The 12831-nt window shown below is 59.9% G+C and carries 12 protein-coding genes; 4 read left to right on the forward strand and 8 right to left on the reverse strand.

From position 1 onward, the window contains the following. Nucleotides 1–318: 318 nt before the first annotated feature. The 8 genes from AC3WOY_RS13280 to AC3WOY_RS13315 all read right to left on the reverse strand — a co-directional run bounded on the left by AC3WOY_RS13280 (nt 319) and on the right by AC3WOY_RS13315 (nt 10466). Entirely contained in the window at nt 319–3729 is a 3411-nt protein-coding gene (locus AC3WOY_RS13280; RefSeq protein ID WP_492424477.1) for a DUF4214 domain-containing protein, read from the reverse strand. Nucleotides 3730–4244: 515 nt separating this feature from the next. Then, a complete protein-coding gene (locus AC3WOY_RS13285; protein WP_492424479.1) occupies nt 4245–5264 on the reverse strand; it encodes a C45 family autoproteolytic acyltransferase/hydrolase in 1020 nt (339 codons plus the stop codon). Between the two features lie 28 nt (nt 5265–5292). Beyond that, complete coding sequence (rnk, locus tag AC3WOY_RS13290; RefSeq protein WP_492424481.1) at nt 5293–5691, reverse strand: nucleoside diphosphate kinase regulator; 399 nt, start codon at nt 5689–5691, stop codon at nt 5293–5295. A gap of 74 nt (nt 5692–5765) precedes the next feature. Further along, nucleotides 5766–6188, reverse strand: a complete 423-nt coding sequence (locus tag AC3WOY_RS13295) for a GreA/GreB family elongation factor (protein WP_492424483.1) — start codon at nt 6186–6188, stop codon at nt 5766–5768. 37 nt (nt 6189–6225) lie between these two features. Then, nucleotides 6226–7116: a universal stress protein gene (locus AC3WOY_RS13300; protein ID WP_492424485.1), complete on the reverse strand. Its 891-nt coding sequence runs from the start codon at nt 7114–7116 to the stop codon at nt 6226–6228. 28 nt (nt 7117–7144) lie between these two features. Then, nucleotides 7145–7576, reverse strand: coding sequence for a GreA/GreB family elongation factor (locus AC3WOY_RS13305; protein WP_492424487.1), 432 nt, complete (start codon nt 7574–7576; stop codon nt 7145–7147). A gap of 162 nt (nt 7577–7738) precedes the next feature. Beyond that, nucleotides 7739–7870 (reverse strand): hypothetical protein, encoded by a 132-nt coding sequence (locus AC3WOY_RS13310; protein WP_492424489.1) that lies wholly within the window; start codon nt 7868–7870, stop codon nt 7739–7741. A gap of 97 nt (nt 7871–7967) precedes the next feature. Further along, nucleotides 7968–10466 carry a penicillin-binding protein 1A gene (locus tag AC3WOY_RS13315; protein WP_492424491.1) on the reverse strand — a complete coding sequence of 833 codons (2499 nt, stop codon included), beginning with the start codon at nt 10464–10466 and terminating at the stop codon, nt 7968–7970. A gap of 211 nt (nt 10467–10677) precedes the next feature. On the opposite strand from AC3WOY_RS13315, the gene AC3WOY_RS13320 reads away from it, so the two are divergent. The 4 genes from AC3WOY_RS13320 to AC3WOY_RS13335 are packed head-to-tail and all read left to right on the forward strand — an operon-like array spanning nt 10678 to nt 12770. Beyond that, nucleotides 10678–11070, forward strand: a complete 393-nt coding sequence (locus tag AC3WOY_RS13320) for a hypothetical protein (RefSeq protein ID WP_492424493.1) — start codon at nt 10678–10680, stop codon at nt 11068–11070. Then, nucleotides 11071–11331 (forward strand): DUF5985 family protein, encoded by a 261-nt coding sequence (locus AC3WOY_RS13325; RefSeq protein ID WP_492424495.1) that lies wholly within the window; start codon nt 11071–11073, stop codon nt 11329–11331. It begins immediately after the preceding gene. Between the two features lie 4 nt (nt 11332–11335). Next, entirely contained in the window at nt 11336–11599 is a 264-nt protein-coding gene (locus AC3WOY_RS13330; RefSeq protein ID WP_492424497.1) for a DUF5985 family protein, read from the forward strand. Nucleotides 11600–11648: 49 nt separating this feature from the next. Further along, a complete protein-coding gene (locus AC3WOY_RS13335; protein ID WP_492424499.1) occupies nt 11649–12770 on the forward strand; it encodes an NAD(P)/FAD-dependent oxidoreductase in 1122 nt (373 codons plus the stop codon). The last annotated feature ends 61 nt before the right edge of the window (nt 12771–12831 follow it).

The raw sequence follows: 12831 nt of genomic DNA on the forward strand, positions 1-12831 counted from the left end.
CTGTTCCATGTCATGCCGCCTCGGCGACCGGCTGGACGGGAGCTGAAAGCGGTCTGTGCCCTAAGAACGCCGACCAGGCACACCCGGCCAGAAGCTGCCATTTGACAACTTCCTCTAAGTGATATTTCTTTGCAAACTTTGCCATGGCACGATATGCCCATTGTTGCCAGACTTAGTTGAACGGCCGAGTGACGTATTTCACATTTCTTTATCACTGTGCCTATAAACAGTCACCTGCAAACCAAGCGCTGACGCGGCCTTCAGCGAATCGAGGTGATGTACTTACGGTACGCTTGGATACCGTCAAGAAGCTCAGTTTCAGGATCCTGAGTAATAGGTGTATTCGATACCGTTCTGTATCAAGCCAATGACCTGTGCCTGGTTTTCCGCGCTTTCGCAAAAGTTCAACAGAAGTTGCGTTCTGGAAATCAGGCCGGTGTCTAGCGCATTTAATTGGAAAGCATATCCGGCCGGGTCTGGCTCTCGATGAAGCGCATTTCTGTACAACTGGGTGATAAAGCCGCTATTGCTCAGGCTAGCCCCGTAAAGGTCCCTGAACTCCGTCGATTCGGTAAAGTTTTGTGCGATCTGCATCAGGCTGGTGCCGCGATCGAGTGCTTTGATTTGCCAACCGAGCCCATTCAGATCCGGCGTTCTGTCGAAAGCCGCCTTATATAGCCTGTATAAATTACCAGCGTTGCCGTCGATATCCAGTGCCAGGGTGCCATCGGCAAAAAAGAGTCGTTCAATGTCCGTCAAGAGATCGGAACCTGCGTCACCCTTATGATCGGTCACCGACCAGCCGTGGCCCACTTTCGAAATCGTGTAATCAGCACGGTTGTCGGAATACACAGCCGTATCGATTCCTGGGCCGCCGGTCAGTGTATCGTTACCGCCTCCTCCAGTAAGCCTGTCGTTACCGGCTCCGCCGTCCAGTAGGTTGGTAGCGGCAGTGCCAATAATTGTGTCGTTGCCATTTCCTCCAACGGCGTTTTCGATTTCGCTGCCGAAGTTGACGGTAATTTGTGCCGGGTCGGTGATATATCCTCCCATGGTGCCGATATGATCCCAATGTCCGGGTTCAAGATGCAAGGTGATGTCTTGCGTAATGCCGGCGGCACTGATGACGTCATTGCCGGCACCATCCCAGATAAAGTTCGGTTTCGTGAGGTTGAGCGTGTAGGTATCGTTACCATTTCGCGCCGTCTTGCTGGGACCGTAGAGATATTGCAATACCGCAATATCAAGAGGACTATACTGAAGGTTCTCGACCTCAGACTGAGGACGGGTTTCGTCATAGGCTAACAGCGTCCATGTAGTTGTTGCTTCCTCGTCAGGCAGGTTCCTACCCTGGTCTTGATCATCAAAAGGATGCTTCAAACCCAGAGCGTGTCCTAACTCATGCAGCAATGAACGGACATGTACCGCACCGCCAGCTGCTGGGTCTCCCGTAAAGACATTGGCGTACACTCTACCGCCGCCCTCGCTGTATGGGTACGTCGCCCGCGCCCCCTCGTACCAGCCCTGATAGCCCAAATAGCCTAAGGATGCTCCCTCTTGGCCATTGTTTGGGATGAAGTTAATGTCGATTAGACTGGCGGCGTATTTCAGGGTATTCCAGATCTGTTGCTGTTCTGACGCGAGATGCTGGCGATACTCCGCTGAGGGGGGCTCATGGAATTTAACACGGAGCGTCTTTGATGCATCCAGATAGGAGAGAATCAGGTCCTTGGTCTTTGTCGAGCTTAGAAGGGTTTCACCGGTGTTTTCAATATAGAGGGGGGCACTTGCGATTAGGCCATCTATCCAGTATGGAATGGCGACTGCCGTAAGGTCGACTTGTGTTGTGTAGGTTGCCGTGGATGGTCCGCCTGCGCCCTGGCTGCCGGTATTTCCATCGTCAATCGTCCATGTCAGCGAAATGCTTCTTGCGTCCTCCGCATTCGACAGGTTTTTATAACCAATGGATTGCAGCGCCGCGTCCACCCGGCTTTGGGTGGCATTTGCATTGAAAACTATCTCCAAGCGGCCATTTTCATTTTTCACCGTACCAATCTCAGTATAGTTTTGCTCGATGTGCAGTGTCGTGTCGGACAGCATGGCCCTGCCGTCTACAAACTTCAAGTTGCCTGTGGCGGCGAATAGGTCATTGGGATTTGCTCCGCCTTCACGTGTTATTGAAATGCGTGCGCCGCTGAAGTTGTCCCGATATCCCGCGGCGGCCGATAGGTCGGCATCGTAAGCGGAGATCCGATGGCTGAGAATGACATCCACTGGGTAGCCCAAGGCATACTGGGTCGAGTTGAAGGCATCGACGTCCTTGGTGGCGAACGTCTTGTCAAGCAAGCCATCGGTGCCGAATTTGACAACCGCAACGTCTAAAGGGAAGCCTGCATTTCCCGCGGCCAGGATTTTTCCGTCTGCCAAAATGATTGCATCGACTGCGAAGGATGACGGCGATGGTGAGAGGCTGGCATTTATCGGGAAGGTGGTTTGGGCGACCCCATCCATGTCGAACGTGCTGTCGAGCTTGCCATCGGGTTGAAAACGCAACACCGTAAACTTGTTAAGGACTTCAGACCAGTCACGGAAGCGGCTGTCTTTAATATCAAAGGAGTTTCCTTGCAGTGTGAGATCGGCATACGCTGTTGCTACAATTTTCCCATCCGCGGCAATATTGATACTGGTAAGCCCTTGTACGATATAGCTTCCGTTTTGCAGCCATGGGTAGGCCCAAAGTGCCGAATCGAAGGCATTCTTAATACTCCCCACTGACTTGCCGTTTGCTCCAAAGGAGGTATCCAGGCTGCCGTCCCGGTTGAATCTGGCCATTGCCAGGTAATTGAGGGTGATGATGTCATCCCCATGCGTCCTGTCGTTAGGGTGTGGCATGTCATAACCAAGACCGCCGGCAGCCACAATTTTTCCATCCGGTTGGATCGCTATTGCAGAAGCACCGCTCCCGAGTTCATCCATGAAGGTCATGCTGGACGCCTCTTTGGCAAAACCAGTATCGCGGCTGCCGTCCGCGTTGAGGCGCAGGACGGAAAACTTCGAGTAGACAGAGCCAGGGTTGTGGATGGCGCCGGAAATCACAATTTTTCCATCGTCTTGCAGTGCAAGCTGGCTGAGATTGTAGCCATCTATTTCCTGGATGCCATTTGTTCCAAAAGCGGCATCCAGGACGCCGTCAGGATTGAAACGTGCAATGACGCTCCGGCTGGAGACGCTATCCGGCCAATCCGGGGATACAATGGCGGCAACCAGGATTTTCCCGTCTGGTTGAATGACCATACTGGATTTGCCATAGGTGCTGTGGAAAATCGTTGAAGGATCAGACCAATAGCCGGAGTAGACGGATGCCAGTCCGTCGCCACCGCCAAAGCTCGTGTCCATGCTTCCGTCTGCATGAAGCCTGAGCACGGATAGTGCGCCGGTGGCTCCCCAGCCTGTGCCTGATATGAGAATCTTGCCATCCGATTGAGTCGCACCGGCAGTCCAACTGATTTTCCGTTCTGTGCTTGTCAGAGAATGTACACCGAGGGCAGAGGAGGAGAAGCTGGTATCGGGGCTGCCGTCCGCATTGTAGCGGTACACGAAGTCCCGGTCGATGACGATAAACTTGCCGTCCTTATATTCAAAGATATCGTAAGCGCCGTTGCCAAGGGGGAGGAGCATCCGGCCTGCTGTGCCGTCGGTAAGCGTCGGTGTCGTGTTCTGATGTGCCATGAGATGCCCTCCCTTTTAGACGACCAACAGTCGGCCAAAATTGCCGTTTCTTATCAAGGAATATGGATGGTTATATTGTTTCCCACGGGAAACAATATAACCATCCCATAAATATGGCGCTTAATTTGCAACCTTGGTGCTTACGGCCTAACGTCATGGACTCTCTTTTCCCAGAAGTTAGGTAGACGGGCTTCGGTCGCGTTGGTACTGTCCTAGGGGATCCAGCGGTCAGCAATTGACTAACTTGGCAGTCAACTGGCCTTGTACGAAAAGCTTCCCAAGCCTGTTACCTTGACCGTTGAATCGCACCGAGAATGTCCGCTTTTGAGAAAGCCAACTGGCTGGTTCGGGTCGATTTGCGAAGTTCAGTCGAGTTTCTGCAAGGTCTGATCTTGCGCAGCTTTCCGCCGTTGCATCGAACACCGAACAGATTCCCAAGAAGCCAGCGTGTGAAGCACCACGGTCCTCCCATACGACTTCAAGAGGATGGTAAACGTTGGCAATTGAGCCAGCTATCACATCGCTTGCTCAACAGGAACAACAAAGCGCCGTTCCTCATCCGCTTTCACCGGAACCACCCTTACCTCGATCCGCCTCGGAAGAATCTTGATCAGCGCAGCCCCGATTTCCCCTTCCGCAGCGACGATCTCCATCGCGCCTGAAGGTGCATTGTCAGGGCGCTTCCTCAGTGACTGCAGCATCGCAAGAACGTCGTACTCGGTAGGATGCGACGGCAACTGTTCCAGCAGCTCGCCCAACGCCAGATACCTTTCATGGGACGATGTCTTCATACCCTTCGGCACCCGCTTCTGCACCCGGTGATTCGTATGCCAGTATTTGTTCGGAATGGGCATCAGCACCGTCCCCGCAGGCGTGGCGGTGATGTTCAGCATGACGAATTCATCGGATGAGGCCAGTACGTGGTGCGACGAGCCGAACCGCTCGCATTCCATGACGATGTCGAGTGCTTCGGGCAGCGAGCGCGCATCGAGGACGGCGCGGCCGACGAGGAAGCTGGGCAGGCCGGTTCCCTGTTTTTCTCCGACGATGTGTCCGGCGACCTGGACGACACCGGCGCGGTTGGCAGCGAACGCCAGGCCGGGGAGGCGGCCCGGTACGTACAGGCTCAGGAAGCCCGGCTTGCCTTCGGGTTCGACGTCGATCAGGCAGCATTGCCGGGCGAGTGCCGGTCCCAGCCGGAGATTGTGCAGGATCAGTCCGTAACCCAGCCGGTTCACCGCGATGGTGCTGCTGGCTGCACTGTCGCTCGCTGCGACGTCGGGCCAGCAGTTCCACGCGAATACATCGCGGATATCCAGCCCGAGCCCCGCGCTCATTCCGCGGAGTTCGTCCCAGTACCGTGGGAAGTCGCTTTGCACGCGGTCCAGGAGAAACACGGCTGCTGCCCTTGCGCTTGCAACGGCGGCATCATCGCGCGCAAGCGCGGCGGCAATCATTCCGGCCGCCGGCCTTCCTATCCTGCCGAGTTCCATCCCGATGTCGAATGGCGTTCCCTTGATCTTGATACGTTCCATCGTCTTCATCCGTATTTCGGCGTGGTACTCAGTGTTCCGTTGTCCTGCTGCTTTCCGGCTGCTGGATGACCTCGATGATGCGAATGACCAGCAGTTCTCCCGCAGGACCGGGCCACTCGATGCTGCTGCCTGCCGACAAGCCGAGAAGCGCGCTGCCGACGGGCGAGAGCACCGAGATGGTCGAGGCGTCGCGCACCTCGCGCGGATAGACCAGGGTCCGGCAAAACTCGTCTTGCCCGCCGATCGTGAAGCGCACCGTGGAGTGCATGGTCACGACCGTGCGCGGGATTTCATGCGGCTCGACGACTTCCGCCCGTTTCAGTTCCTCCAGCAGTTCGGAAGTCGTCGCGCTGATGGGCGGCATGGCATCGATCAGCGCCTCCAGCCGGTCGAAGTCCGATGTGGTCACGATAATGTCTGGTTTCATGTGTCATCTGTCCTAGTGAGAGACCGTACCCGCGCTGGGAACGGCGATTGCGGCGGCGTGCCGCCAAAAAATTCCTATAGGTGGTAATGCCCCATTGCCTCCGGCTGATAGAGAATGTCCAGGATGCGCAGGCCGACCTTTCTTCCCGAGCGGCCGTACCAGAAGATTTCCTGTCCCGGCCTTAACCCGATCGCTGCGGCACCGACGGGCGCGAGAACCGAGACGTCTCCTGCGCAGCCGGTCGTTCCCGGAATGACCAGCCGGAAGCCGTACTCGGCATCCGTCGCAGCCTCATGCACCGTGATGTGAGAGTTGAGCGTGACCACGTCTGCGGGCACGAGATCGGGACGGACGACTTTCGCCATTTCGAGTTTTCGCTCCAGCAGGGCGGATGCCGCGCAACGGCTTCTTTCACTGCCGGCAAGCAGCTCCTGGATGCGGTACCGGTCCGTTTCGGACATGGTGATCACCGTGCCGCCTTGGTTGTCTCGAATCATTCAGTCCTCCTTGTCGTCTGTTGCGCGAATGGATTGCTCATGCGGCGGGTGGAAAATCAGCGTTCTCGGATTCCACCGCCGTCGTGACGAGCAGGTCGCACCATCCCTGGTCGAGCACGCGCCGCGTGACGCTGCCAAGCAGGAATTCGACGAAGCGCGGCTTGCCATGCTTTCCGAGTGCGATCAGGTCGGCATTCAGTTGCCTCGCGTGGGCGCCGATGACCGACGCGGGCAAACCATGCTGGATGGCGCGGGATATCAGCTGCTTCCTCGGTCCGAGGCTGTCGATAAAGTCATTCTGTTTTGTCCGCGCGGCTTCGCGCGCCCGTATCCGGTAGCCGTGGATCAGGTCGAGCGAGACACCGGTCTCGCGCATCATGTCTTCATCGGGGACGCGGAACACGTGAAGAAACGTGAAATGCGCGGACGGTGCGATGGCGAGCGCGGCCCGCGCGGCTGCCTTCGATTCCTCCGAAAAATCGATGGCGACCAGCACGCGCTGGTACGCGTCATCCGGTTCGGAACAGACAAGCAGGACCGGCCGGTCCGTCAGGCGGATCAGTTCGTCGTTGTTGTGCCGCCTGAACAGGTCGGCAAAGAACCGCTTGCCGCGTGCCGCGACGACGATCAGGCCGGCGCGTATTTCCTTTGCCCGGCCGACGATTGCATGCGGCGCGTTGCCTGCGCGTATCGAACGCACGCACGCCGGACCGTCTTCCGGCCAGCCGGGCAGCGCGGCGGATTCGCCTTCCGCGATTTCGGCGGGAAGCGCCGCCGGCGTGCGGAGGTCGATTCTCATGCAGTCGACGGTCATCAGTTCAAGCGTCTCCGACTTCAGCTCGACACTGAGCATGGCCGCACGGGTTTCGGCGCGGCGCGCATCTTCCGAGTAATCGGTTGCAACCAGGATCTTTCTGATTCGGTCCACAGGCATCTCCGTTGGCGACAGGTGAAGGTCATGCATGGCGATTTGCGGCCGCGGTGGAGCGCCGGCATCCGTCCGCATGCTTGATGCCGACGATCTCGACGTACCGCACCTTGAAGAAGGGGAGGACGACTGCGGTGATGCTGCCGAGCGGACGTCCGAGCAGGGCCAGGGCGATCGGTGCGAGGATCGACACGCGCGCAAGGCTGTCTTGCGTGTCCTGCGGGCAGACAAGGAAGATGGTCTCCAGGCGCATGGACCCGACTTCGCGGAAAGTGACCTCCGAGTACAGCGCGACGCAATCGTTTCGCGCCGTGTTCTCCGGCAGGAGGATGGAGGAACCGATCAGCTCGATCAGCTGCTCGGCGTAGTTGAACGTGACGTCCCGCATCCGCAGCAGGTGTTCTGCGAGACGGCAGAGGACGGCGGCGTCTTCCTGGGACAAGAAGCGTTCGTTTTTCATGGCAATGGCTCCCCTCGGCCACTGCGCAAACGCGCGTGGCCTGAGTACGGACGTAAGGTGTCACGCGCGTTGACGGCGCCAACACATCATTCGAGTTTTGTGGGAAGGGTGGCTCGGGAAGGCGGAGAAAACCGGGGAGGTTTTCCTAGGCGCCCACCGAGCCTAGGAGAGCCGGGCGAGGTGTCGAGCGGACAGGTGCGCGGGACGTGCGGAACCGAAGGACGCATCCACGCGCACGGCTCCCTCGTTCAGGGATGAACAGTTGCGCATCAGGGAAATGCCGGACTTGTTCACGGTGCGTTGCAGTGGATTGAAAGTGTTACGGCTGAGTATATACGCTTTCGATGTTTCGTCAACGTGATGGGGAAAAGGGCCGATATGCACGCTTCGCTCAACGCACCGGCACGCCATTCCATTCGGTGAAGGCATCTCCGCCGCCCGACAATCCGCCGCCGCGCGTCCCCGGATCGCCGCTGCTCTCGCTGCGCATTTCCGTCGCGGGATCGCGTCCGAACCCGCTGAGGAAGCGCCCGAGTTCATCGGCCGGCGATGCATGCCGACCGCGCTCGACGGTACGCGAACCATCGGGGCCGACGACGACCGCGGTGCCGCTGCCGCTGCGCGTGATGACGCCGTAACCGGAAGGCACGGAGTCCTGCGCCTCGTTATCCGGCGGCGCCTTCACCATCAATGGCGGCGGACGTTTCGGCTGCGGGAACTTGGCCTTGGTATCGATCAGCTTCGACTTCAGCGTGCCGCGGAAGAAATCGCCGACCAGCAGGATGGCGTTGTGCCCGCCCTGTCCCCAGTAATCGCTGCGCATGGTCACGCGCGAATCGTTGAAGCCGACCCACGCGCCGGCCACGAGCCGCGGGTGCATGAGGATGAACCAGCCGTCGGTGTTGTTCTGCGTGGTGCCGGTCTTGCCGGCGATATCGGCAGCGATGTTGAAGCGGTTGCGCACCTCGGTGCCGGTGCCGCGCCGGACCACGCCGCGCATCATGTCGATCAGTTCGACGGCGGTTTCTTCCGACATCGCGCGCTGCGGCTCGGCGGTGAACTCGGCCAGCACCTTGCCTTCGCGGTCGGTGATCTTGCTGATGAAGACCGGCTTGCGGTATTCGCCGACCTTGGCGATGGTGGCATAGGCGGACACCATTTCGAGCAGGGTGACGGGACTGGTGCCGAGCGACAGCGAGGGCACGGGATCGAGCCGGCTGTTGGTGACGCCGACGGCGCGCGCGAGGTTGATGACGTGTTCCAGGCCGACGTCCTGCATCACCTGCGCGGTGATGGTGTTCTTGGAATAGATCAGGCCTTCGCGCATGCTCATCATGCGACCGCTGAAACCGGACATGTCGGTCGGGCGCCATACGCTGCCGTCGTTGGCGCGGATTTCCACCTGGCCGTCGGGATAGATGCGGTCGGGCGCAAAGCCCTGTTCGAGGGCCGCGCCGTAGACGATGGGCTTGAAGGTGGAACCGGGCTGGCGCTCGGCCTGCGCAACGTGGTCGAACTGGTCGCGCTGGAAATCGCGGCTGCCTATCCAGGCCTTGACCTCGCCGGTTGCCGGGTCCATCGCGACGAAGCCGGCTTCGAGGCGTGTCTTGTACTCGCGCAGGCGGGTCATGAAATCGCTGTTGGCCTTCAGCTTCGCCAGCGCGGCGCGCACGGATTGCCCTCCGGCCACGGCCCGTTTGTATTCAGGCGACTCGCGCACGAAGGCATCGACGAGCTCGGGCCGTTCGTTCCAGAAATGCCTGAAGGGCTCGACCTTCTTTTTCAGCGCGGCATAGGCGCTCGGCGTGTGCGAGGCAACGCGTTCGGTTTTCCTGCCCCATTCGACATCGGCGATGTCCTGCAGCACTTGCGCCTGCCTGTCAACGGCGTCGGCTGCCGCTTCCTGCAGCGCATCGTCGAGCGTGCTGTACACGGTCAGCCCGTCGGTGTAGAGGTTGTAGTCGTTGGCATCGGCCCATTCGATCAGTTGCCGGCGGACATGGGCGGCGAAGTGCGGGGCGATGTGGCCAAGCGGGTCGGGCTGGCGATTGAGCGTAACCTGCAACGGTTGCTCGCGCAGTGCAAGGTAGACCTCTTCGTTGAGCATGCCGCGCTTGACCATCTGCGCCAGGACAACGTTGCGGCGCTTGCGCGCGCGCTCCGGGTTGATGATCGGGTTGTAGTAGCTGGTTCCCTTGAGCATCCCGATCAAGGTGGCGCTTTCGAGGACGTCGAGGTCGGCAGCGGACTTGTCGTAATAGGTGCGGGCGGCCATCTCGATGCCGACCACGTTGTACAGGAAGGGGACCGTGTTGAGATAAGTCTCGATGATCTGGTCCTTGGTGTAAGCCTTCTCGATCTTGATGGCGGTAACGATTTCCCGGATCTTGCGGTCGATGGTGCGGGCACGTCCGATTTCCTCGGGAAACAAGTTGCGCACGAGCTGCTGCGTGATCGTCGATCCGCCCTGCGCATCGCCCTGCAGCGTCCGCCATACCGCCGATGCGGTGCGGGTGAGATCGACGCCGCGATGTTCGTAAAAGCGATGATCCTCGGTGGCGATCAGCGCCCGGATCACGTACGGCGAAATGTCGTCCAGCGTTACCTGCTCCTGCTGCCCCCGGCTGAAGGTAGCCAAGTGCGTGCCGCCGGCCGTCAGCAGGACGCTGGGCTGCGCGCCGCGCGCCTGCAGCAGCGCTTCCACGCTGGGCGTCAGCGGCACGATCTTCGCCAGGTAGGAGGTGGCGTAGTAGAGGCCGGCGGCGAGCGCGACGGTTGCCAGGACGAAGGTGTACAGGAAGATGCGCAGGAAAAGGCGGGGGATGGAGCGTTTTCCGGAGTGCGCTTTCGCTTGCTGGGGATGCCGGTCTTGCGGATTCTTGTTGTCCACTCTCAAACCCTTTGCTGATAGGTCACAGTTGGACAAGGTGACAACAGGTTGGTTTTGCACAGTGTGTAAAGATCAAACGCTGCAATGCAGCAGCGTGGAATCGGCCGGTTTGAGAAATGTCAAAGGCAGGGATTGCCACGCGACACTGGGGTGCGCGGCATGAGTATCATGCGCTTTCCATCAAGCACCACTAGCAGGACTATCGACGATCATGGCTGGCGGCACTCCCTTCGCCGACGACATCAAACGCTTCATCCTGACCAGCATTCCGTCGGTCCCCTATCTCGAAGCGATGCTGCTTCTCCGCAATGAGACAGACGCGCGATGGGACAGCGCGCACCTGGCGCAGCGGCTATACCTGTCTGAAAAGGCGGCTGTCACGCTGCTGGAGGAACTGCATGATGCCGGCATCGTCGTTTCCGATGCTCACGCGGCGGAGTGCTACTGCTTTTGTCCTGTTTCCGATTCCCTGCGCGAGATGATCGACAAGGTTGCGGATGCCTATGCATTGCACCTGGTCGACGTCACGCACCTCATTCATTCCAAGACCGGCAAGAAGGCACAGCAGTTTGCCGATGCCTTCAAATGGCGAAAGGATTCCTGAATGGCTCCATTCATCTATGCGCTGTGCGCGCTGACGTCGATGCTGTGCAGCGGGCTGCTGCTGCGCGGCTACACGCGCACCGGCTACCGCCTCCTCTTCTGGAGCGGCCTGTGCTTCGCGGGCATGACGATCAACAACCTGCTGCTGATCCTCGACCGTGTCGTGTTTCCCACTGCGGTCGACCTGGTTCCGCTGCGCCTGTGGACTGCGCTGATCGCGCTGCTGCCGCTGCTCTACGGGCTGATCTGGGAAGAGGAGTAGGCCGATGAACGATATGCTGATGGGCGCGATCTCCATGGCAAGCATGGTGGCAAGCTTGTTCTTCCTGCGCTTCTGGCGCAGCACGGGCGACCGTTTTTTCCTGTTCTTCGCGTTTTCCTTCTTCATCGAGGGCGTGAACCGCATCGTCCTGGCCCCGGTCGCGCAGGATAACGACGGCGCACCGGCGTATTACCTGATCCGGCTGCTGGCCTACGGCCTGATCCTGTACGCGATCATCGACAAGAACCGGCCGGGCAAGGGCGGGTAGCTTTCCGATCCGGCCGCGGCGGCCTACCATGACAGCGAGAGGAGGCAGGATGCAACCAAGCTTCTGGGAACAGGACGCCATGCTGGATGCCGACTTCATCGTGATCGGCGCCGGCCTCGTGGGATTGCAGACGGCGCTCGAACTGCGGGCGCGCCAGCCGCATGCCACGATCCGCGTGCTCGAGCGCGGCGTGGTGCCGTCCGGCGCGTCGACACGCAATGCGGGCTTTGCCTGCTTCGGCAGCCTGACCGAAATCCTGCACGACTTCGATACCATGGGCGTGGATGCGACGGTCGACCTGGTTGCACGCCGGTGGCGCGGGTTGCAGCGCCTGCGGGAGCGGTTGGGCGATGCCGCAATCGGGTATGAAGGACTGGGGGGGGTCGAGTTGCTGCGCGAAGCCGACCTGCCCGCCCTGCAGCGCCTGGAGCAGGTCAATGCCTGCCTGAAGCCGCTGTTCGGGCAGGCGGTGTTTTGCCTCGACGATGCTGCGCGGCGACGGTGCGGATTCGGAATGGAAGTGCGGGCGCTGGCGGGCAATGCGCTGGAAGGCCAGTTGCACGCTGGCCGGATGATGCACGCGCTCGCCCGGCTTGCAGCTCAGCACGATATCCAGCTGCACACCGGGGTGACGGTCGACGCCCTGGAGGAAGGCGATGGCGCTGTGCGGGTGCATGCCGGCTCGCCGCCGCACACCGTATTCCGTGCCGCGCGCGTCGCCGTATGCATCAACGGATTCATGGCAGGGCTGCTGTCCGGATGCGGCATCACGCCCGGCCGCGGACAGGTCCTGCTGACGGAGCCGGTGCCGGGGCTGGCGTGGCGGGGCAGTTATCACATGGAGCGCGGCTTCTACTATTTCCGCAACGTCGGCGAACGCATACTTCTGGGCGGCGCGCGCCACCTTCACATGGAGGAAGAGGCAACGACGGAGCTGGCGCTGACCGACGCCGTGCAGGGCGCACTGGAAAGCCTGCTGCACGACATCATCCTTCCCGGCCGCAACCCGCGCATCGCGCAACGGTGGTCCGGCATCATGGGTTTTACCATCGACAAGCAGCCTGTCGTGCGACGTGTGTCGGAGCGCACCGCGATCGGTTTCGGCTGCAACGGCATGGGCGTTGCGCTCAGTGCCGATATTGCGGAACGAACGGCGCGGCTCCTGACATGACGTTGCCGAAAGTTTGGCACCGATCAGTACCGGCCGGCGCAGCAGTGTTTAAATCGCTGGA

The organism is Noviherbaspirillum sp. FW303-A3, from assembly GCF_058788695.1.